Below are 22,993 nucleotides of genomic sequence, written 5' to 3' on the forward strand. Positions count from 1 at the left end.
CCTTGGGCAGGCCCTAAACTCGGTTCACCCGGATGTGGGAAGCAGGCATGAACGCAATCAGGGCGTCGGTACACGCCTATGAGGACTGGCTGAGAGGAGAGATCGGGACCGATTTCGTCGAGGCAGACCTGGAGGAAAAGCACCGCAAGATGCGCAGCGGTGCCTTCGCCTTTCTGCGCGCGACCTATTGGCGTTGGGCCGAGACGATCCTGGAGATCTGCCCGGAGCTTGCGAATGCGCCAGAGGTTCTGGCGATCGGCGACACCCATCTGGAGAATTTCGGCACCTGGCGCGATGACGAGGGACGGCTGATCTGGGGCGCCAATGATTTCGACGATGCCGCCGTCATGCCCTATGTGCTCGATCTCGTGCGGCTTGCCACCAGCGCGCTGCTGGCCCGAGGTAGCAGGGGTCTGCCGGCGGAGGAGATTTGCCGGGCGATCGCAACCGGCTATGGCGCGGGGCTCGCCAACCCGTCGCCCGTGGTGCTCGAACGTGACTATAAATGGTTGCGCAAGGCGGTGCTGCTGCCGGAAGCCGCACGCAAGGCATTCTGGAGCAAGTTCGACATCAAGACGCGAAAGCCTATCAAGCTCGATTACGAGGAGAGGCTGCGAGCCTCGATGCCCGATCCGCAGGGTAAATATCGTTTCGCGCCCCGGCAGGCGGGAACCGGCAGTCTTGGCCGGGCACGTTTCGTCGCCTGCGGCGAGTGGCGGGGCGGACCGGTGCTGCGGGAGGCCAAGAGGTTGACCATCTCGGCCTGGTCTTATCGCTTCGATCCTCGGGCCAAGGCGATCCTGGTCGAGAAGATTGCAACCGGCCGCTGCCGCGCACCCGACCCGTATTATGGCGTGAAGGATGCCATTTTGGTGCGGCGCTTGTCGCCCAACAGCCGCAAGCTGGAAGTGAAAACCTCTGTCGACGAGTTCCTGTCGCCTCGCATGCTCACATTGATGGGGCAGGAAATCGCCAATTGCCATGCCGATGACCCGCATAGATTGCCTGTGCTGCAGAAGGATTTGCGCAAGCGCGGTAAGGACTGGCTCTGCAATGCCGCCGAGGCGGCGGCCGAGGCAGTGATCGGCGAACAAGAAGAGTTCGCTTGAACCCTGATTATTCTGCCCCGTTAGTTTCGCCTTGATTCTGTTACAATTCGGCAACACTGTTGCAGGAATCACTCAGCCTGGAATTGCCCAGGCTGATCGGTCGATAACAGGGGCGGGGACGGCGTTCGAATGGCAGTTGCAGACAACGCGCAGCAAACGGGGGCAGATGCTGCCAGCATGCCGGCGCGGCGCCTCGGCCTGCTCGGATTCGGCCTGGTCATTCTTTCGGTTGCTTCGGCGATCGGAACATTCTTCGTCTTGGTCGACGTCGAGCCGATCTCGGTGCTGCTCAAGAGCACGGTCGCCCGTCTGCGCTTCCAGCTGGGCATCGACGCCGCCGTCCAGGCGCCGAATACCGATGCCGCCTATAGCAATGCCATCGATGCGCTGTTCATCGTCAATGCCTCCTTCATTGTGGCTTTGCTGGTGCTGCTTGCGGTCGAGGCAGGTAATCTGATCGTCGCAAGGCGTCGCGGGCAAGCCGGTGCCGCGCTGCATATGCGGGTGATCGGGCTGTTCTCCATCGTCTCCGCCGTGCCGGTCCTGCTGTTGGCGACGGTGGCGATCATCTCGCTCGACCGCGGCCTCGACAATCTGTTCTCGACACGCGTCAGCAACATCGTCAACACCTCGGTCGCGGTCGCCAATTCCTATCAGGACGAGCAGGCCCAGCAATTGCGGTTCGCCGGCCTGTCGATGGCGGCCGACCTCAACAAATATTCGCCGCTCTACGCGGCGGACCGGTCGCAGTTTCAACGCCTGTTCGACATGCTCGCCGTGAATTACGGCCTGTCGAGCGCCATGATCCTGACCCGAGAGGGGGCGGTAACCGACCAGTCCTATGTGCCCGGCAGCTTGCCGTTCTTCCTGCCGGCCAAACTGTTTCCGGCCCTTGCCGCCGCCGACCAGCAACCGGCCGTTCGCATCGATCCTGGTACGCAGAACGTCACCGGCCAGATCATCAAGCTGGCTGCCTACACCGATCGCTATCTCTTCATTGTCCGGCCCTTCGACCCCAAGATCGCAGAATATATCCGCCAGACCGGCGAGGACTCGGCTCGCTTCGAGAATCTGAAGGCGTCCCGCTTCCCGACCCAGGTCAATTTCGCGCTGCTCTACGCCATCATCGCCCTCAACATGCTGTTGGCGGCGATCTGGATCGGCCTTTCCTTTGCCAATCGCCTGGTGGATCCGATCCGCCGCCTGATCAGCGCGGCGGACCAGGTCGGCAGCGGCAATCTCAATGTGCATGTGCCGGTGGAGCCGCGTTCCGGCGATCTCGGCAAGCTTGGCGACACCTTCAACAATATGACGGACACGCTGCGCACCCAGCGCAACGACCTGCTCGGCGCCAATGATCTGCTCGACAGCCGCCGGCGCTTCATCGAGGCGGTGCTGTCGGGCGTTTCGACCGGCGTGATCGGCATCGACGACGAGGGCAAGATCACCGTGGTCAATCCGCTCGCCAGCACCTGGATCAAATCGCGCCAGTCCCCCGTCGGGCGTCCCCTGGCCGAGGTGATGCCTGAGTTGTCGACCTATCTCGCCGACGCGCTCGGCACCAGGTCGCGGCTGGTGCAGGGCCAGATCACCATCAATCGCGACGGACGCGAGCGCAACGTCACCGTGCGCGTCACGTCCGAGCAGTCGACCATGCGCGAGCATGGCTATGTGGTGACGCTGGACGACATTACCGAACTCGTGCTGGCGCAGCGCAGCTCCGCCTGGGCCGATGTAGCCCGCCGCATTGCCCATGAGATCAAGAATCCGCTGACGCCGATCCAGCTTTCGGCCGAACGCATCCGGCGCAAATACGGCAAGGTCATCGTGGAGGACCGCGAGGTCTTCGACCAGTGCACCGACACCATCGTGCGCCAGGTCGACGACATCAAGCGCATGGTCGACGAATTTTCCTCCTTCGCCCGTATGCCCAAGCCCTCGATCGAGAGCGAGGATTTCGGCGAGATGGTGAAGCAGGTCGTGTTCATGATGCGGATCGGCTATCCCGACATCAGCTTCAACTACCAGCCACCGCCCGAGCCCATCATCGCCCGGTTCGACCGCCGCCTGCTCTCGCAGGCCGTCACCAACATCGTGAAAAATGCCACGGAGGCCATCGCGGGCCGGCCTGACGATCGCGAGGGCACGGGGACCGTCGAGGTGCGTGTGGTGCGCAGGGAAGCGGATATCGCCGTGGAGGTGATCGACAACGGCATCGGTCTGCCCAAGGAAAACCGCCAGAAGCTGCTGGAGCCCTATGTCACCACGCGCGAGAAAGGCACGGGCCTCGGCCTCGCCATCGTCGGCAAGATCATGGAGGAGCATGGCGGCGGCATCGAGCTGCTCGACGCCCCGGCGGTGGCCGATGGCGGCCACGGCGCCATGATGCGTCTGTGGTTCCCGGTGGAAGCAACGGGCAAGTCCGATGCGGCCAGCAACGAGGCCGCACAATGATGGTTCTACCCTACCTTCCGCGCCAAGATGTAATACCAAGAGACATTGTCGATGGATCTTGGTTCCGTCTGACAATTTTCGCCAAATCTTTGATTTGGTTTCGCAAATTGGCGGGTGTTCAAGCCGAGAATGCGTCAGAATCTTCGAGGCTTGGCATTGGATGGGACACCTTGATCCGATACGCGATTGCAAAGCGTTTGCGGGCGACGTGCCTGACCTCATGCGAGGCGGGCGCGCTGGATTCACCTCATGCAAGCAGGAACTAGACGATGGCGACCGACATTCTGATCGTTGACGATGAGGCCGATATCCGAGAGCTCGTTGCCGGCATCCTCGAGGATGAAGGCCATGGTACCCGAACCGCAAAGGACGCCGACGATGCCCTGGCCACGGTCGCCCAGCGCCGGCCGCATCTCATCTTCCTGGATATCTGGATGCAGGGATCGCGTCTCGATGGGCTCCAGCTCCTGGAAGTGCTGAAGGCCGAACACCCCGAAGTTCCGGTGGTGATGATCTCCGGACACGGCAATATCGAGACCGCCGTCGCGGCGATCAAGATCGGTGCCTATGATTTCATCGAAAAGCCGTTCAAGGCGGACAGGCTGGTGCTAGTCGCCGAGCGCGCCCTGGAAACGTCGCGCCTGCGCCGCGAGGTCAACCAGCTACGCCAGATCTCGGGCAGCGCTTCCAAGATGATGGGGCGCTCCTCGGCCATGAACCAGCTCCGGCAGGTGATCGAGAAGACCGCGCCGACCAATAGCCGCATCCTGATTGCCGGCCCGCCCGGATCGGGCAAGGAATTGGCCGCCCGCACCATCCATCAGGCCTCGCAGCGGGCCGAGGGGCCTTTCGTGGTGCTCAATTCGGCCTCGATCCTGCCCGAGACCATGGAAACCGAGTTGTTCGGCGTGGAAGGCGGTGAGGGCCGTACCCGCAAGGTCGGTGCCTTCGAGGAGGCCCATGGCGGCACACTGTTCTTCGACGAGGTGGCCGATCTGCCCCGCGAAACGCAGGGAAAGATCCTGCGGGTGCTGATCGATCAGAATTTTTCCCGCGTCGGCGGGGCGACCAAGGTGCATGTCGACGTGCGCATCATCACCTCGACCTCGCGCGACCTCACCGAGGAAGTGGCCGATGGACGCTTCCGCGAGGATCTGCTGCATCGTCTTTCCGTGGTGCCGATCCGTGTCCCCGGCCTGTCGGAACGCCGCGAGGACATTCCGGAACTCGTGGATTATTTCCAGGGACAGATCGCCCAGGCGACCGGCCTGCCACGGCGCGTGGTCGGCCCCGACGCCATGGCGGTGCTGCAGTCGCATGAATGGCCCGGCAATGTTCGCCAGCTTCGCAACAATATCGAGCGGCTGATGATCCTGGTGGGCGGCGATCCCGATGCCATCATCTCCGCCGAAATGCTACCGCCGGAAATCGGGGCGCTGATGCCAACCCGCCCGAACGGGCAGGGGGGCGAGCAGTTGATGGGCTTGCAATTGCGCGATGCGCGCGAATTGTTCGAGCGCGAATATCTGATCGCACAGATCAATCGTTTCGGCGGCAACATCTCCCGCACGGCTGAGTTCGTCGGCATGGAGCGTTCGGCCCTGCATCGCAAGCTGAAATCGCTCGGCGTCGGGGCGTAGGCGGGCAGCAGCCCGTGAGGAAACGACGGAGCAGAGCCGGCGCAAGGCAACGCGGCCGGCTTTGCGGGGCAGTACGGCCAGAAAAGCCGGCCAGGGCACGGTTCGTTTCCCGTGTGGGCGCATGCCCGGGGAGGCTGAGGCGGCGCGGCTGTTTCTCCGCAATGTCAGCAACCTCCTGCGATCATGGTTCTGGCCGGCACGACACGGCTGTGCGGCTTCGCCGGGCCATCGTGTCAATTGGTTCCGGCCTGCCAAGACATCGTGGCGAGGAGGGGGTGCCTGCCCGCCAGTCTTTGGAGGTACTCCACTATCGCAGATATGCAGAGGTTCGACGTCTTACTATTTGTTGATCGGTGTCCGCGGGCCGGTTCTTACGATCCTGCGAACCCGCATTCATGTAAAACGCTGCCAAAACGCAGCGCCTAGCGCGGCACTACGCAAAAATCATCTTGCTCTGGGAATAGAAACCTCTACAAAAAAGTAATAATATACCTTGAGGCATATGGCATGCGGGGGCAGGCATTTGCAGGGGCGGGTAGACTAGGCGTCCGGCCGGGGGACCGGGCGCGTCATGTCGATATCTGGCTGATCAAGGCCACGCGATATGACGATGACGGCTATCCCATTCGCTGGATACGCTCGGCCATTCCATCCAATTCTCTCGCCTGTGTCTGGGCCCTGGTGGAAGATGCGATATCCCGTCAGGTCTTCGGCCCTGATGTCGTGGCCCGGGTCCACGCCATTGACGAGACCAACACGCGTGTCGACATTCCAGCCATTCTGAGAAGCCATCAGACTGACGGAGCGCAGGCCATCGTCATGCTGGTCGGCGTGCAGACCAACCAATATCCGCGGGCGATGGATATTGCGCGGCCGTTGCGAGCCGCCGGCGTGCCGGTCTGCCTTGGTGGCTTTCATGTGTCGGGTTGCATCGCCATGCTCGGCGAGGATGCTGAGGAACTGACCCTGGCGCGGGAGCTCGGCGTCAGCCAGTTCGCGGGAGAGGCCGAGCCCGATCGCCTCGACGCCGTTCTGCGCGATGCCTTGGCCGGCACACTGAAGCCGCTCTACAATCATCTGAAGGACCAACCTGGCCTGCAAAACGTGCCGGTGCCGCTGTTGCCCGGGCCGATCGTACGGCGTTCCTTCACCCATTGGTCGAGCTTCGATCTTGGCCGAGGCTGCCCGTTCGAATGCTCCTTCTGCACCATCATCAACGTCCAGGGGCGCAAGAGCCGTTTCCGTACGGCGGACGAGCTGGAGGCCATCATCCGGCTGAATGCCAGGGAGGGTGTCAGCAAGTTTTTCGTGACCGACGACAATTTTGCCCGCAACCGCAATTGGGAGGCCTATTGCGACCGGCTGATCGAATTGCGCGAGCGCGAGGGGGTGGAAGCTCGGCTGTTGATCCAGGTCGACACCATGGCCCATCGCATTCCCGGTTTTATCGACAAGGTGGTGCGGGCCGGCGTTCGGCTGATCTTCATCGGGCTCGAAAACATCAACCCGGACAATCTCGAAGCGGCCAAGAAACGCCAGAACCGCATCGAGGAATATCGCGAGATGGTGCTGGCGTGGAAGCGCCATCCCGTGGTGATCAGTTGCGGCTACATCATCGGCTTTCCCGCCGATACCCGGGAATCGATCCTGCGTGACGTCGATCTGATCAAGCGGGAATTGGCCATCGACGTGCTCTACTTCAACATCCTGACGCCTCTGCCCGGCAGCGAGGATCACAAGCGCATGAAGGACGCCGGGATATGGATGGATCCGGACTTCAACAAATACGACCTGAACCATCGCGTCACCCATCATCCCAAGATGAGCGACGCCGAACTCGATGCCGTCTTCCACGAAGCCAGCCGGCGCTATTATGATTTCGAGCACATGGAGCGGGTGTTCAAGCGCAGGGTGCAGCTCAAGAACGGCATGCGGCTGACCACGCTCTATAATTTGATCGCCTATCGCGAAGGCCCGCGGCGGGAAGGTGTTGCCTTCGCCGAGTTCGGCCTCGGGCGCATCATCGACCGCCACGAACGGCGTCATGGGCTGCCGCTCGAAAACCCGCTGCGCTTCTATGCCCGCTATGCTTGGCGCTTTGCGCGCACGATGGCAGCTTATGCCTATACCTATGGCCGGCTGCGTCTGAGCGTGGCCAAGGCCTGGCGGGCCTGGGGACGCCAGGATCTGTTTCCCTATACCGATGACGCCATCGCCGTCATCGATGAGCGCAACGACCCGCTGGTGCAGGGAACGGCGGACCGCAGCACGCCCTATGCGAAGAAGCGCCAGGAGAACCGACTGAAATCGCGTCTCCAGGAGGACCTGCAGCCTGAACCCGGCTTAAGTGGCGAAGCCGTCGGTCCTTAACGTTGCCTCTTTTGTGGCGCGAGCCTTAAGCCCGATGTCGCTCACCCGAGCGGGAAACGCGCCAATTTGTCGTAGCCGGCCTTGATGCGGCTATCCCAGAAGTAGCTCCCGCCGGCGGAGCCGGATTGCCGAGCAGGCCCGGCAATGACAAAGGTCACGCAAACTCCGGCGACGAACCTTAAGCGAACGGCACGATCCTTAGGCTGGTTCGACCCTGGCCGGCTCGTGCAGGCGGGACAGGTTGGCGATCAGGCTGCGGTCATGGAGTGCCACGAAGCGTTCCTTCGAATTCAGCCATTTGGCCGCTTCCTCGATCGAGGCGGCCTCGGCGATCTTGGCCTGCGCCATCACGCGATCCTGCTCGAAGCGCCCGCGCTCGCGGGAGCCCATGGTCGGCAACATGGTCTCGTGCAGCGCCCGGAAACCCGCATCCCGATAGACGACCTCGATGGCATCGCTGTCGTCCTCGCCGACGGCGGCAAGTTCGGTGCTCAGCTCGTTGGCACGGGTCGCCACCTCCGGCGGATGCGTCTCCTCCGGCGTCGCCAGGAAGCCGTGGCGACGCAGCCACAGGCCGAGTGCGAGTTGGCCCGAGGCCCACGAAAGCGGGATGGCGAGCAGCAGACCGATGATGGTCGGCGACATCCAGGTGAACAGATAGGGCGAGATCACATAAGCGGCAACACCGGCAAAGGCACCCAGAACCGTATGCGAGCGGTGGCGCTTGACGATGTCACGGAAGGGGATCGAGCCGTCGTCGCGGCGCTGCGGCTTCCAGCCCGAATCGCGCCCGACCAGGATTTCGAATACGGCACCCGACTGGATCAGCATCATGACCGGGGCGAGCAAAGCGGAAAGAATGATCTCGAGCAGCACCGAGAGGGTCAGCCTGATGCCGCCCCCGCTCGCCCGGCGGTTGGGGCCGTCGAGCAGCATGATGATCAGGCCGAAGATCTTTGGCGCGAGCAGGATGCCCATGGTGCCGCCGAACAACGCCAGAGCGAGTTCGGCGTTGAACACCGGCCAGGTCGGGAAGAGCGAGAACTCGTCGGTGAAATATTCGCGCCGGATGAAATGGGCCTGCAGTGCGATGGTCAGGCCGACCAGCAGCTGGAGCAGCCAAAGCGGGCTTGCCAGATAGGAGAAGATGCCATTGGCGAAGTGCTGGCGCGTACAGGGGTGGAAACCCTTGGAGCCGATCACACGTGCATGCTGCAGGTTGCCCTGGCACCAGCGGCGGTCGCGCGCCGACAGGTCGATCAGCGAGGGTGGGCTTTCTTCGTAGGATCCCGTGATGTCGTTGAGCATGTAGACGGCATAGCCGGCCCGGCGGATCAGCGCCGCTTCGACGAAATCATGGCTGAGGATATGGCCGCCGAAGGGCGGACGGCCAGACAGATCCGGCATGCCGCAATGCGCCGCGAAGGCCTTGGTGCGGATGATGGCATTATGGCCCCAATAATTGCCGTCATGCCCCATCCAGAGCGACAGGCCTTCGGCGATCACCGGGCCATAGGTACGGGCGGCAAACTGCTGGATGCGCGCGAACAGGGTGTTGCGGTTGATGATCAGCGGCAGCGTCTGGATGATACCGGCATCCGGGTCACGCTCCATGGCAGCCGCCAGTTGCACGACGGAGGAACCCGTCATCAGGCTGTCGGCGTCGAGCACCAGCATATGCTCATAGGAGCCGCCCCAGCGCGTGACCCAATTGGCGATATTGCCCGCCTTGCGGTTCGTGTTGCGCTGGCGATGGTGGTACCAGAGCTGGATATCGGGCCCCAGCCGCTTGCGCATCGCCAGGAAGGCACGCTCCTCGGCGATCCACACATTCGGATCGGTGGTGTCGGAGACGAAGAAATAGTCGAAGGCGCGGCCGAGGCCGGTCTGTTCCACCGATTCGATGATGGCCTGCATCGCGCCGAAAACGCGGCTCGGCGCCTCGTTGTAGATCGGCATCAGCACGGCGGTGCGCGTGCTCAACTGCTGGGGCAGGGGCTGGGTGGTGCGCCGGTGGAAGAGCAGATAGACGAAGCCCGCAACGCCCGCGGTGAAGGCGAGGGCGATCCAGGAGAAGTTGAGCACGAACAGGCAGACCAAGGCCCATTCGAGGAAGGTGACCCCGCCGACTTCGACGACCTTGTACATTTCGAAGGCGCCGAAAGCGGTGAGCGCCAACATGCCGCCGAAGACGAACAGGCGGATGAGCCAGGAGCCGTGATGCAGGGCCGGATGGATCCAGGAGCGGCGTTCCGAGCGCGACCACTTGGTCAGCGACTGCACCGGCATCTCCAGCCGATTCTCGTCCGGCATGGCGGAGCGCTGAAAAACCCACTCCTGCGACGAGGTCGGGTGGGTGCCGCCGGTGTGTTCCTCTACGGTGTCCATCGATACAGCCATGTCTCACTTACAGGCTTGCCGTCCTTAACCAGCACGGCACGCATTTCCGAATAGGTTTCGCTGCTCGGGTCGAGGCCGAAACTCAGGCGACCGATGCGCCGCTCCGTTTCCAGAGTCAAACTGACATCGCTCAGCTTACCGGGATTGACGGTGACCTCGGGCGTGACGCCGTTGAGGTTGTCGGCATTGGCGAACAGATCACCCTGGAAGTCGATCACGAACAGACGCCGCTTGGAACCCAGGGCTCCTATCCGCGTCGCGCGTACCAGGGTCATCGGCGGCCGATCGGGCGGAATCTGGCACCAATTGGTGCGATAAGCGAAGGAATAGTCCTTGCCCGCCTCGAGGGCATCCTTCGGCCGCCAATAGGTGATGATGTTGTCGTGGATTTCCTGGTCGGTCGGGATTTCCACCAGTTGGATCGATCCTTCCCCCCAATCGCCCTTGGGGGTGATCCATACGCTCGGCTGCATTTCGAAATGATGCCGGCTGTCTTCGTAATCGGCCGGATCGCGACCCCGCTGCAGCAGGCCAAAGCCACGAGGGGTCTTGTCAACGAAAGCCGAGATCTGCAGCGTCTCCGGGTTCTGCAGCGGGCGCCAGATCCATTCCCCGCCACCCGACAACATCTGCAGCCCGGAGGAAGCGTGGACGGCAACGCGCACGTCGTCGGCGCCCTTGCGGTCGTTGGAGCCGAACAGAAACATCGAATTCAGCGGCGCGATGCCGACATGCTCGATCTTGGCGCGCGGGAAAATCGTCGTCTCGACATCGATGGTGGTGATCTCGCCCGGATGAAGCGTCAGATGGAACGCGCCCGTTGCCGCTTCCGAATCAAGCAGGGCATGCACCACCAGATTCTCTGCGTTCTGGGGCGGACGTTCGATCCAGAAAGCCCGGAAGAAGGGAAACTCCTCGCCGCTGGATTCGCCGGTATTGATTGCCAGTCCGCGCGCCGCTGCGCCATAGACCTGGTTCTTGGCGATGGCGCGGAAATAGCTCGCCCCCTGGAAGATGGCGAAATCGTCGAGCCGACTGGGCATGTCGATCGGCGCCTTCAGCCGAAAGCCCGAAAAGCCGAGTTTGGAATCGGGCGGAGGCGGCGTGATCTTGCCGAAGTCGAACATCGCCGGCTCATAGGGCACGATCAGGACGCGGCCGTCCTCGACGGTGAACAGGTCGACCGGGGCGGCATAGATGAAGCCCCGATGCAGGGGCTCGATCACGAAGCCGCGGCGATCCTGACTCCAGATGCCCCGATCAGGCCGGAATCGGATCGAGACATATTGCTCGTAATCCAGATTTTGCAGGGAGGAGGGCAGCGTGGCGTCCGGTGCCTGATAGGGAGCCTTCGCAAGATTGCGGGCATAGTCCAGGAGCTTGTCCCGAGAGAAGACCTCGCCTTCCTTCAGACCGGGGGCGTCGATCGCAGCCCGAGCCCCCTGGGGGGCAGCCAGCACACCGGCGGCAATGGAAGCAAATTTCAAGAAGTCGCGTCTGTTCATGGTCTTCTTAACGCGCTTTCGGCAGGCGCAATAGGTGTGGCTGGGCAAGGAACGGCACCACGTCCCTTGGGAGGAAGCGTCTAGTCTTCATCGGGGCACCATAGGTTATACGGTCGCCGGCAACAACTGGCGGGTGTATTCGCGACGTCGTTCCCCGACCATCCCACACCCGAGCCGTCGGCCTTCAACCGAAGAATTGTGACGACTTCATGATGTAGAAGGAGAGGCTTTCCATTTTGTTGTCACAAGTCGGCCAAACCCCAGGCATGAGGGCCCGTATCAGGGCGGAGCGCGACGGGGGCCTTGAGGAGCGCATTGCGTGGGGAAATGCCGGAATGTACCCGCGCGTAGTGGTTTAAGCGCTTGTTTCGTTGACTTTAAGGGTTCGTTTCTGCCACTACCGGCCGTGAATTGCGTGGGTTGCTTGCTCATCGGCGTGCCGGCAGGCCGAATCACGGAGATGCCGGCGCCTGTGCCCGCTGCCCACGCTAGCTGACCTGCCTTGAAAGAAGATCATGATCGAGACCACCTTTGACCCCGCCAGCGTCGAGCCGCGCGTGTCCGCGGCCTGGGAAGAGGCACAGGCTTTCCGTGCAGGCCGGCCCGATCGGGCCGGCGCCGCACCCTATTCGATCGTGATTCCGCCGCCGAATGTCACCGGCTCGCTCCATATGGGCCATGCGCTCAACAATACGTTGCAGGATATCCTCTGCCGCTTCGAGCGCATGCGCGGCAAGGACGTGCTCTGGCAGCCCGGCACCGACCATGCCGGCATCGCCACCCAGATGGTGGTCGAACGCCAGCTCCAGGAGCGCCAGATTCATCGGCGCGAGATCGGACGCGAGAAATTTCTTGAGCGTGTCTGGGCCTGGAAGGAAGAATCGGGCGGAACCATCGTCAAGCAGCTCAAGCGCCTGGGCGCTTCCTGCGACTGGTCGCGCGAGCGCTTCACCATGGACGAAGGCCTGTCCAAGGCGGTGATCGAGATCTTCGTGCGGATGAACGAAGCCGGTCTGATCTATAAGGACAAGCGCCTGGTCAGCTGGGATCCCAAGCTGCTCACCGCGATCTCCGACATCGAAGTCGAGCAGATCGAGGTGAATGGCAGTCTGTGGCACTTCGCCTATCCGGTGGTGGATGAGGCGGGCCAGGAAACGGGCGAGACCATCACCGTCGCCACCACCCGCCCCGAAACCATGCTCGGCGATACCGCCGTGGCGGTGCATCCCACCGATGAACGCTACACCCATCTGGTTGGCAAGATGGTGCGGCTGCCGCTGGTCGGCCGGTTGATTCCGATCGTCGCCGACGAATATTCCGATCCCGAGAAGGGTACCGGCGCGGTGAAGATCACGCCCGCGCACGACTTCAACGATTTCGAAGTCGGCAGGCGGCACAACCTCGAGGTGATCAACATCCTCACGGCCGAGGCGCATATCAACGACAACACGCCGGAAGCCTATCGCGGCCTGGAGCGTTTCGAGGCGCGCAAGCGCATCGTCGCGGACATGGAAGCGGCCGGCCGCCTGGTCGAGATCGAGAAACACAAGCACCAGGTGCCGCATGGCGACCGCTCGGGCGTGCCGATCGAGCCCTGGCTTACCGACCAGTGGTATCTGAACGTGCGTCCGCTCGCCGAGGAAGCCCTGGCGGCGGTGCGTCGCGGCCAGACGCGCTTCGTACCGCAGAACTGGGAAAAGACCTTCTTCGACTGGCTGGAGAACATCCAGCCCTGGTGCGTGTCGCGCCAGCTCTGGTGGGGCCACCAGATCCCGGCCTGGTACGGGCCTGATGGAGGTTACGTCATCGCCCGCGACGAAAAAGAAGCGCGCGCCAAGGCCGATGCCAAATGGGGTGCCGGCGCGGCGATCACCCGCGACGAGGATGTGCTCGACACCTGGTTTTCCTCGGCGCTGTGGCCCTATTCGACCTTCGGTTGGCCGGACAAGACGGCGGATCTCGCCAGATATTACCCGACCTCCGTGGTGGTGACCGGCTTCGACATCATCTTCTTCTGGGTTGCCCGCATGATGATGACGGGCCTGTTCACCCAGAACGACGTGCCCTTCAAGGATGTCTATCTCCACGCCCTCGTGCGTGACGAGAAGGGCGCCAAGATGTCGAAATCCAAGGGGAACGTCATGGACCCTCTGGATATCATCGACGGTGTCGAACTCGATGCCCTCATCGCCAAGCGTACTGCGGCGCTCGCCAACAAGGCCGATGTCGCTCACGTTACTTCGGAGACCCGCAAGGCCTATCCGAATGGCATCGAGCGCTATGGTGCCGACGCCTTGCGCTTCTTCCTGGCCGCGATGGCAGCACCCGGCCGTGACATCAAGCTGTCGATCGACCGCGTCAAGGGCTATCGCAATTTCGGCACCAAGCTGTGGAACGCCACACGCTTTGCCGAGATGAAGGGCTGCGTGCGCGATCCGTCCTTCGATCCGAAATCGGCGAAGATCGCCCTCAATCGCTGGATTGCCGGCGAAGCGGAGAAGGCCGTCGGTGAAATCCAGCGTGCCATCGAGGCCTATCGTTTCAACGATGCTGCCAGTGCGGTTTATCGCTTCATCTGGAACGTGGTGTGCGACTGGTATGTCGAGCTTGCCAAGCCGATCATCGAGGGCGAGGACGAGGCGGCGCGGGCCGAAACGCGCGCCATGGTCGCCTTCATCCTCGACCAGTCCACGCTCCTGCTGCATCCCTTCATGCCCTTCATGACCGAGGAGCTCTGGTCGGTGACGACGGGACCGGTTCCGCGTGAGCAGATGGCGGCCCTGACCGCGTGGCCTGACCTTGGCGGCCTGCTCGATGCAGCGGCGGATGAGGAAATCGGCTGGCTGGTCGATCTCGTTACCGAGATCCGCTCGATCCGTACCGAGGTCGGCGTGCCCGGCGGCGCCCAGGTGCCCCTGGTCATGGTGAACGCCTCCAAGGCCATCGAGGCACGCGTCGCCGCCCATGGCGAGACGCTCAAGCGCCTGGCCCGGATCAGCGAGATCGGCTTTGCGCCATCGGCTCCGAAGGGCTCGGTGCAGATCATCGCCCGCGGCGCCGTGGCGGCCCTGGCCCTGGAAGGCGTGGTCGACATCGAGGCCGAGAAGGCGCGCCTGAAGAAGGAAACCGACAAGATCGACGGCGAGATCACCAAGATTAACGCCAAGCTCGGCAATCCCGACTTCATCGCCCGGGCCAAGGAAGAGGTGATCGAGGAAAATCGCGAGCGTCTCGAGGAAGCCACGGCCCGCCGCGCCAAGCTGCAGGACGCTCTGGCCGGCCTGTAATCGATACGGCGTGCCGATCTCCGGATCGGTACGCCGTAGCACCACTACGCCTATCGGCCGGTCAGGGCGATCGGCCGCCGGCCCCCGACACGCGGGCCAGGAAGGCCTTCGAACGCTCCGATCGTGGTGCCGTGAAGAAGGTTTCGGGCGTTGCCTCCTCCACGACGAGGCCGTCATCCATCATCACCACGCGGTCGGCGACCTCGCGGGCAAAGCCCATTTCATGGGTAACGACGATCATGGTCATGCCGTCGCGGGCGAGCTCCTTCATGACTTCCAGCACTTCGCCGACCATTTCGGGATCGAGTGCGCTGGTCGGTTCGTCGAACAGCATCAATGTCGGCTTCATCGCCAGCGCCCGTGCGATAGCCACGCGCTGCTGTTGGCCGCCCGAGAGCTGGGCAGGATAGGCATCCGCCTTGTCCTTGAGGCCCACACGGGCCAGCAGCGCCTCCGCTTCGCGGCGGGCCGTCGCCGGGTCGATGCCCAGCACCTGCGTCGGTGCTTCGATGATGTTGCCCAGTGCACTCAGATGCGGGAACAGGTTGAAGCGCTGGAAGACCATGCCGATGTCGCGGCGTTGCCGGGCGATGTTGCGCTCGCTGTCTTCGACGAGGCGTCCTTTCTTTTCGCGGTAGCCGATGAGATGGCCGTTCACACGGATGCGGCCGTTCTGGATCTTCTCCAAATGGTTGATGCAGCGCACGAAAGTGGTCTTGCCCGACCCGGAGGCGCCGACGATGACGACGACCTCTCCGCGCCTGACGTTGAGCGAGACGCCCTTGAGCACCTGCATCGGGCCGAACCATTTCTCGACGCCCTCGGCCTCGACCGTCCATTGGATGTCTGTATCGCTCATGGGTTGGCTCCGAACAGGCCGGTCAGAAGCCGTCGGCGCGGCGCCCTGCTGCGCGTCTCGGCAAAGGGCGTGCTGAAACGAGCCTCGATATAGCGTTGGAGGAGGCCCCAGAGGGTGGTGAGCGAGAGGTAATAGAGCGCGACCACCGAATAGAGTTCGAAGACACGGAAGGTTGCCGACGTCACCATCTGGGTTGCCAGCAGCAGTTCGGGCACGCCGATGACGCTGAGCAGCGTCGTGCTCTTCAGCATGCCGTTGAAATTGTTGCCGAGCGGCGGAATGATGACCCGCGCGGCCTGTGGCAGGATGATGCGCCGCAGGAGCTTGGCCGGCGTCATGCCGAGCGATTTGGCCGCCTCCGTCTGCCCGCGATCGATCGAGGTGATGCCGGCGCGAATGATCTCGCCCATATAGGCCGCTTCGTTCAGGCTGAGGGCGATGATACCCGCCTGAACATTGCCCGGCAGGATCATGAAGCCGAGATCGATGTCGTGAAAGCGCAGTACGCCGGCGGCGGCAAGGGCGGTGTAGATGAACACGATCTGCACCAGCAGCGGCGTGCCGCGCATCACCCAGACATAGAAGGAGGTGATCGCCTGCAGGACCCGCCAGGACGACAGCCGCCCCAGGGCCACGAACAGGCCGAGGGTGGTGCCGACGATTTGCGCGACGATGCTGATGCTGAGCGTCAGCCAGAGGCCGTGCAGATAGATGCTGGAGGGTTCGAGCAGATAGTGAAAGAAGAAGGCCCAGTTGAAGTTCATGGCAGGACCTCACAAGGCGTCGCGTTCGATACCCCAGCTTTGCAGGATCTTCAGGTAAGTGCCGTCCTTGCGCACGGCCTCGAGCCCCAGGGTGAAAGCCTTCTGCAGATCGGTGTCGTCCTTCCTGAAAGCAGCGCCGATGATGGCCTGGGCGAAGGGCTTGCCCCCCAGTTCGAAAAGATCGGGTGCCTGCTGGAAGTAGTAGCCGGCCGTCTTGATCGTGGTGCCATAGGCATCGACCTGGCCGATGCGCAGGGCCTGGAAAGCATCGGTATCCTTGGGAAAGACGACGACCTGTGCCTGTGCCCTGCCTTCGCCGGCGAGCTTCTTGTTTTCCTCATCGACCAGGGACTGGATCGTGGTGCCGTTCTCGACCGCAACTTTCTTGCCGGAGAGATCGGCGAGCCCGGTGATATGGCTCGAATTGCCTTTCAGCACCACAAGCGACTGGCTGGAGGCGAGATAGTCGACGAAATCGACGACTTCGCGGCGCTTGGGCTTGTCATAGAGCTCGGACATGATCACGTCGCACTGCTTGGCGATCAAAGCGGGGATGATGCCGTCGAACTGCACCTGCTTCCATTCAGCGCTGACGCCCAATTGCTTGGCGATGGCATTGCCGAGTTCGATCTCCGCTCCCGTCAGCGACCCGTCGTCCTTGTAGAAGGATAGGGGCGGCGATCCGATATCGGCACAGATCACCATCTTCTTGGCTTCGGCGATGGCTGCCGGCGGTTCGATGGGCTGCGCCAGGGTTGGGGTGGCGATGCTCGCCGCCGCGAGGGCAACCGACAGGAAAGCAAGGTCAGGGCGAAGACGAGGCAGTACGGCACGGAATGCGCGCATGGTGGTGCTCCGGGGTGACTTGTTCCTGGTCCCGATATGGAACCAATTTTATTATTGATACCGATATTGGGACATAACATTGGCATGCCAGCAAGAAAAATCGCATAGACATTTCGAGAAAATCGATACTAAGCTATGGAACCAATATTTGAATTGGTTTCAAAATGAACAGCAAACAACAAGCCGCCCAGAGCCTCCGCAGCCTGCTGAACGGGGGTGTCTATCCTCCTGGAAGCCGCTTGCCGCCAGAGCGTGACCTGTTGCATCAGCTCGGCCTGAGCCGCCGGGCGCTCCGCTATGGTCTTGAGCAATTGGAGGCCGAGGGACGCCTGTGGCGACATGTCGGCAAGGGCACCTTCGTGGGCACCCGGCCGCCCGAGCGGGAACTGGGCATGTCGCTGATCACCGCCAGCACCAGCCCGGCCGAACTTATGGATCTCTGCCTGTGGACGGAGCCTACCTATGCCAGGGTTGCCGCCACGCGGGCGAGCCGCATGGATATCGACAATCTGCGTTATCTCCTCGATAAGAGCGCCGCCGCCCGCGATGCCGCGACCTGGGACATCTGGGATGTCCGCCTGCATCGGGCCATTGCGGAGGCCACGCACAATGCCCTTGCCCTCGCCGTGTTCGACAGCCTGAACGCCGTGCGGGAGGAGGGAGCGTGGCGACGCTTGCGCAACGATCCCACCACGGCGGAGCGTTTCGAGGAACTCACGCTTCATCATCGCCAGATCGTCGATGCCATCGCTCGGCATGATCCACCAGCCGCCGAAGCGGCCATGCGGCGGCATCTGCGTTCGGTCCAGCATGCCTTGCTGCTGGAACACGCCGACGCAGACGCCGGCGATGGCGACGACCTGTCGACCGATCTTGTGCGCAACGCATTTCAGGAAGAAGCACCATGAGGGATTTTCAGCTTCCGGGCCGCTCACCCGTCCGTGCCATGGACGCAATGGTCGCGACGTCCCATCCGTTGGCCAGCGCAGCCGCTCTGACCTTGCTGCAGGAAGGGGGCAATGCCATCGACGCGGCAATCTGCGCGTCTGCCGTCCTGGCGGTGGTGGAGCCGCAGTCGACGGGAATTGGGGGTGACTGTTTTTGCCTCTACGTGCCCGGCGGAGAGGGGCCGGTGCTTGCTTATAATGGGGCCGGCCAGGCGCCCGAGGCCGCAACCATTGACTGGTACGAGGGCCGAGGTTTCACGGAGATACCGGCCGACAGCCCGCATGCCGTCACCATTCCTGGCTCGATCGATGCCTGGTGCCGTCTTTCGGCCGATCACGGCCGCACTCCGCTCGCGCGCGTGCTCGCTTCTGCCATCCACTATGCCGAGGCCGGCTATGTGATTCACGACCGTGTCGAGGCCGATTGGCAAGAGGCCAAGGACCTGTTGGCGCAAGATACTACGGCGGCCCGCATCTTTCTGCCTGGCGGTTTCGTCCCAAGGGCCGGCGATGTCCATCGCCAACCCGAGCTTGCCCGGAGCCTGCGCCTCATCGCAACCAGGGGGCGGGAAGTTTTCTACGAGGGAGAGCTCGCCGAGGATCTGGTTGCCCATCTGCGCAGCAAGGGAGGGCTGCACACGCTCGACGACTTCGCTGCCGCCGGGGGCGGTTACGTCGAGCCTGTCAGAACCACCTATCGCGGTGTCGATATCTGGCAGATGCCGCCGAGCAATCAGGGGCTGACAGCCCTGGTGATGCTCAACCTGCTGTCTGGTTTCGATCTGGCCGGGCTCGATCCGCTGGGGCCTGAGCGGCTGCATCTGGAGGTCGAAGCCGGGCGCCTCGCCTACCGGATCCGGGACGAGTTGATCGCCGATCCCGATCATGCTGACGTCCCCGTCGACGCCTTGCTGGCGCCAACCTATGCCGATGCTTTGAGACGCAGGATCGATTCGGATCTTGCCAACCGCGAACTGCCGGCAGCGGTGATGGAACCGTCGGATACCGTCTATCTCTCGGTCGTGGATCGCGATCGGAATGCGGTCAGCTTCATCAACTCGACCTATCACTCCTTCGGCAGCGGTCTGGTCGGCCCGAAATCGGGTATTGTCCTGCAGAACCGTGGCAAGGGATTTCGTGTCGATCGCAGCCATCCAAACTGCATCGCGCCACGCAAGCGCCCCCTCCACACCATCATGCCCGGCATGGCGACACGCAATGGCCGTGTGATCGCGCCCTTTGGTGTCATGGGAGGCGACTACCAGCCCTTCGGCAATGTCCATGTGCTAAGCAATCTGCTCGATTACGGCATGGATCCCCAGGCCGCGATCGACCTGCCGCGGGTTTTCTACCAGAAGGGCGAGCTCGTTGCCGAGCGCGGCGTTCCGGTAGCCACGCTCCGCGCGCTGGAGGCGCGCGGTCACAAGGTCGGCCCGGCCGAGGAGCCACTCGGTGGCGGGCAGATGGTTCTCATCGATTGGGACAGGGGAACGCTGACAGGTGGCTCCGATCCGAGAAAGGATGGGCTTGCCATCGGCTACTGAGCCCCAAATCGGCGCTCCTTGTCGGAACCGCTTGATCTCGCACGTCCTTGGGACGGATTGGCGCGAGGAGAACGCGATGAGAGAATTGATCCTGACGATGACCATGTCGCTCGATGGCTTTGTCTGCGGCCCTGAGGGCGAACTCGAATGGATATTCGACGGCGATCAGGAGGCCATCGCCTGGAAGTTGGAGAATGTCAGGAACGCCAGCCTGCACATCATGGGCAGCCGTACCTTTCAGACCATGGCGGCCTATTGGCCGACGTCCACCAGCGTGTTCGCACCGCCGATGAATCAGATTCCCAAGGCCGTCTTCTCAGGCCAGGGGCCGGCAATCCTGAAGGTGGTTGAAACCCAATCCAACGTAGGCGGCACTCATTCGGAACGGCTGCAGTCTGGTGCGGAAAGTTGGGGTGAGGCTTATGTGGCCGGCGGCGATCTGGCTGACGAGATCGCCAGGATGAAGGCCGGCGACGGCAAGCCGATCATCGCCCATGGCGGTGCCGCCTTGGCGCGCAGTCTCATCGCCCAGGATTTGGTCGATCAATACGCCCTGGTGGTGCATCCGCTGGTTCTCGGCAAGGGCTTGCCGATCTTTTCCGACGTCGTCCCGCCAAGGCGCCTCAAACCGATCAGCTCGACAGCCTTTCCGGGCGGCTCGGTGGTGCAGATCTATCGGCCGGCGTGACTACGTCTCATACCGATAGGCATTTTCAATGACTCTCGGTTCCTTCTGATGATTTTTGCCAGATCTTTGATTTGGTGTCGAAAATCGTCTGCTGTTCAAGCTGAGAATGCCTCAGCATTTTCGAGGCTTGGCATTATGCGCGACTTCTAATCCCTGAGTGCCTGGATCAGGTCGATCGTCTGCGTCAGCGTTTCGATCTCGCGAAAACGCGGCTCGTGCAGCGGCGCTTCCGCATGTTCGAAGGCCCAGGTCAGGGGATGGGGGACATAGACGCCCCAACTCCCGACCCGAAGCGCTGGAATCACGTCGGACTTCAGCGAATTGCCGATCATCATGCTGGCCTGGGGGCCTTCGCCATGCCGGGCGAAGGCCTGCGCATAGGTGTCGGCGCTCTTCTCGCTGACGATCTCGACGGCCTCGAACAACCCCCTCAGCCCCGATTGCGCGATCTTGTTCTCCTGGTGGAACAGATCGCCCTTGGTGATGAGGACCAGCCGGTAGGTGCCCGCCAGGCTTTCCAGCGTGTCGGCGACCCCCGGCAACAGCTCGACCGGATGGTTGAGGATTTCCTTGCCGAGCGCCAGGATTCGCCCGATCACCGGCGCCGGCACGCGGCCGCCGCTGACGTCGATGGCGGTGTCGATCATCGAGAAGGTGAAAGTCTTCATGCCGAAGCCATGGCTGACGACATTACGCTTGCTGACTTCCAGAAGATGCGCCAGCAGCGTGTCCTTGTCGGCATAGTCGGCCAGGAGGGTGATCACTTCCGCTTCGGCCGTCCGGAAATATTGCTCGTTCTGCCAGAGCGTGTCGTCGGCATCGAAAGCCAGGGTGGTGAGGCGGGCAGGGGACATGACGGTCTTCCGAAGTGAGGCCGTCCCTATAAGCCCAAAAGCGCCACCGAGGCCAGCCCGTGTCGGATGCAAGCAAGGTCTTCTCGCGATGTGTTCCGACAATTGTTATTCCCCTTTGCGAATCCAGCCCAGCGCGTCAGGCCCGTCATGTCCCAGTCCAAACCCAATATTCTCATCATCATGGTGGACCAGCTCGCACCGGCCTTCCTGCCGGTGCACGGCTTCGATCTCGTCAAGGCGCCCAACATCATGGGGCTGGCCGAGCGCGGCGTGGTGTTCGACAGCGCCTATTGCAATTCGCCCTTGTGTTCGCCCTCCCGCGCCGTGTTCATGAGCGGGCAATTGCCGTCACGCTCGGGTGTCTACGACAATGCCGCCGAGTTCCGCGCCGACATCCCGACCTGGGCGCATTATCTCAGGCGTGCGGGCTACCGCACGGTGCTGTCCGGCAAGATGCATTTCTGCGGGCCCGACCAGCTTCACGGTTTCGAGGAGCGGCTGACCACCGACATCTATCCGGCTGATTATGGCTGGACGCCAGACTGGGATCATCCGCAGGAGCGCCCGAGCTGGTATCACAACATGTCCTCGGTTACCGATGCCGGCCTTTGCGTGCGCACCAACCAGCTCGATTTCGACGATGAGGTGGTGTTCGCGGCCGAGCGCGCCCTCTATGAGCATGTACGCAGCCCCGACAAGCGCCCCTTCTGCATGGTGGCCTCGCTCACCCATCCGCATGATCCCTATGCGATCACGCAGGACTATTGGGATCTCTATCGCAACGAGGAGATTCCCTTACCTCGCCATGCGGTGCCGGTCGAAGAGCTCGATCCGCACTCCCGGCGGCTGCGCCATGTCTGCGACATGGACAAGGCGGAGATCACCGACCAGCACATCCGCAATGCCCGACACGCCTATTTCGGCGCGATTTCCTATGTCGATGCCAATGTCGGCAAGTTGCTCAAGGCCTTGGAAGTGACGGGCCTCGACAAGGAAACGATCATTCTGTTTACCGGCGATCACGGCGAAATGCTGGGCGAGCGTGGTCTCTGGTACAAGATGAGCTGGTTCGAAGGCTCGGCCCGGGTGCCACTGATCATCAGCGCGCCTCAACATTATCGGCCGCACCGGGTTGCTGCCAGCGTGTCGCTGGTCGACATCCTGCCGACCCTGGTGGATATGGCCGAGCCCGGCTCGGCTGCGGGGCTTAGCGGCATCGATGGGGCCAGCCTGGTGCCGCATTGCCTCGGAGAAGGCGGGCATGACGAAGTCCGTGGCGAATATCTTGCCGAAGGCGCCATCGCGCCCTTGCTGATGCTTCGTCGCGGCAGCTTCAAATTCGTGCACTCGCCCGCCGATCCCGATCAGCTTTATGATCTTGCCGTCGACCCTGATGAATTGACGAATCTCGCAGCGGCGCCGGCTCATGCCGAAATCGTCGCGGGATTCCGTAAGGAAATAGAAACGCGTTGGAACCTCGCTGCTATTGATGCCGATGTGCGTGCCAGCCAGCGGCGCCGGCGTGTGGTCGATGATGCCTTGAACTCGGGGAAAGCGACTTCGTGGGACTTTCAACCTTTCAGGGATGCTTCCAGGCAGTATATGCGCAACACCATAGACCTCGATGATCTGGAAGCGATGGCCCGCTATCCTCGCGTGCGTCCGTAAATGCTATGGTTAATGCTTCACTGTCCGGTGTGGCAATAGAGCAACACGGATTCGAAGT

General features: G+C 62.4%; 15 protein-coding genes. 9 read left to right on the top strand and 6 right to left on the bottom strand.

The features are described 5' to 3' along the window. Positions 1 to 47: 47 nt before the first annotated feature. From ACN6KF_RS07870 to ACN6KF_RS07885, 4 genes are all read left to right on the top strand, one after another. A complete protein-coding gene (locus ACN6KF_RS07870; protein ID WP_434956311.1) occupies positions 48 to 1,109 on the top strand; it encodes a DUF2252 family protein in 1,062 nt (353 codons plus the stop codon). 129 nt (positions 1,110 to 1,238) lie between these two features. Beyond that, entirely contained in the window at positions 1,239 to 3,563 is a 2,325-nt protein-coding gene (locus ACN6KF_RS07875; RefSeq protein ID WP_434956312.1) for a sensor histidine kinase NtrY-like, read from the top strand. A 269-nt stretch (positions 3,564 to 3,832) separates the two neighbouring features. Further along, positions 3,833 to 5,203, top strand: coding sequence for a nitrogen assimilation response regulator NtrX (gene ntrX, locus ACN6KF_RS07880; protein WP_434956313.1), 1,371 nt, complete (start codon positions 3,833 to 3,835; stop codon positions 5,201 to 5,203). A gap of 507 nt (positions 5,204 to 5,710) precedes the next feature. Then, positions 5,711 to 7,573 carry a B12-binding domain-containing radical SAM protein gene (locus tag ACN6KF_RS07885; protein ID WP_434956314.1) on the top strand — a complete coding sequence of 621 codons (1,863 nt, stop codon included), beginning with the start codon at positions 5,711 to 5,713 and terminating at the stop codon, positions 7,571 to 7,573. Between the two features lie 198 nt (positions 7,574 to 7,771). Here ACN6KF_RS07885 and mdoH read toward each other — a convergent pair whose 3' ends face one another. Both mdoH and ACN6KF_RS07895 read right to left on the bottom strand, forming a co-directional pair. Then, positions 7,772 to 9,973: a glucans biosynthesis glucosyltransferase MdoH gene (mdoH, locus tag ACN6KF_RS07890; protein WP_434956315.1), complete on the bottom strand. Its 2,202-nt coding sequence runs from the start codon at positions 9,971 to 9,973 to the stop codon at positions 7,772 to 7,774. Beyond that, a complete protein-coding gene (locus tag ACN6KF_RS07895) occupies positions 9,949 to 11,478 on the bottom strand; it encodes an OpgD/OpgG family glucan biosynthesis protein (protein ID WP_434956316.1) in 1,530 nt (509 codons plus the stop codon). Before ACN6KF_RS07895 ends, mdoH begins: the two co-directional genes overlap by 25 nt. Before the next feature lie 515 nt (positions 11,479 to 11,993). Between ACN6KF_RS07895 and ACN6KF_RS07900 the strand changes: the two genes are divergently transcribed. Next, complete coding sequence (locus ACN6KF_RS07900) at positions 11,994 to 14,765, top strand: valine--tRNA ligase (RefSeq protein ID WP_434956317.1); 2,772 nt, start codon at positions 11,994 to 11,996, stop codon at positions 14,763 to 14,765. Positions 14,766 to 14,826: 61 nt separating this feature from the next. Here the strand turns inward: ACN6KF_RS07900 and ACN6KF_RS07905 are convergent, their stop codons facing one another. The 3 genes from ACN6KF_RS07905 to ACN6KF_RS07915 are packed head-to-tail and all read right to left on the bottom strand — an operon-like array spanning position 14,827 to position 17,234. Then, a complete protein-coding gene (locus ACN6KF_RS07905; RefSeq protein ID WP_434956318.1) occupies positions 14,827 to 15,624 on the bottom strand; it encodes an amino acid ABC transporter ATP-binding protein in 798 nt (265 codons plus the stop codon). Further along, complete coding sequence (locus ACN6KF_RS07910) at positions 15,621 to 16,388, bottom strand: amino acid ABC transporter permease (RefSeq protein ID WP_434956319.1); 768 nt, start codon at positions 16,386 to 16,388, stop codon at positions 15,621 to 15,623. The genes ACN6KF_RS07905 and ACN6KF_RS07910 overlap by 4 nt, the downstream gene beginning before the upstream one ends. Positions 16,389 to 16,397: 9 nt before the next feature. After that, a complete protein-coding gene (locus ACN6KF_RS07915) occupies positions 16,398 to 17,234 on the bottom strand; it encodes an ABC transporter substrate-binding protein (protein ID WP_434956320.1) in 837 nt (278 codons plus the stop codon). Positions 17,235 to 17,398: 164 nt separating this feature from the next. Between ACN6KF_RS07915 and ACN6KF_RS07920 the strand changes: the two genes are divergently transcribed. From ACN6KF_RS07920 to ACN6KF_RS07930, 3 genes are all read left to right on the top strand, one after another. Continuing rightward, positions 17,399 to 18,142: a FadR/GntR family transcriptional regulator gene (locus tag ACN6KF_RS07920; RefSeq protein WP_434956321.1), complete on the top strand. Its 744-nt coding sequence runs from the start codon at positions 17,399 to 17,401 to the stop codon at positions 18,140 to 18,142. Next, on the top strand, positions 18,139 to 19,725 hold the full coding sequence (gene ggt, locus ACN6KF_RS07925) for a gamma-glutamyltransferase (protein WP_434956322.1): 1,587 nt from the start codon (positions 18,139 to 18,141) through the stop codon (positions 19,723 to 19,725). Before ACN6KF_RS07920 ends, ggt begins: the two co-directional genes overlap by 4 nt. Positions 19,726 to 19,801: 76 nt before the next feature. Beyond that, positions 19,802 to 20,413, top strand: coding sequence for a dihydrofolate reductase family protein (locus ACN6KF_RS07930; protein WP_434956323.1), 612 nt, complete (start codon positions 19,802 to 19,804; stop codon positions 20,411 to 20,413). A 146-nt stretch (positions 20,414 to 20,559) separates the two neighbouring features. Here ACN6KF_RS07930 and ACN6KF_RS07935 read toward each other — a convergent pair whose 3' ends face one another. Beyond that, positions 20,560 to 21,267, bottom strand: coding sequence for an HAD family hydrolase (locus tag ACN6KF_RS07935; RefSeq protein ID WP_434956324.1), 708 nt, complete (start codon positions 21,265 to 21,267; stop codon positions 20,560 to 20,562). 147 nt (positions 21,268 to 21,414) lie between these two features. Here ACN6KF_RS07935 and betC point away from each other — a divergent pair, with 147 nt between their 5' ends. Continuing rightward, positions 21,415 to 22,935 carry a choline-sulfatase gene (gene betC, locus ACN6KF_RS07940; RefSeq protein WP_434956325.1) on the top strand — a complete coding sequence of 507 codons (1,521 nt, stop codon included), beginning with the start codon at positions 21,415 to 21,417 and terminating at the stop codon, positions 22,933 to 22,935. Positions 22,936 to 22,993: the final 58 nt, after the last annotated feature.

Source organism: Labrys methylaminiphilus subsp. lupini (genome assembly GCF_051161885.1).
Taxonomy (GTDB): domain Bacteria; phylum Pseudomonadota; class Alphaproteobacteria; order Rhizobiales; family Labraceae; genus Labrys.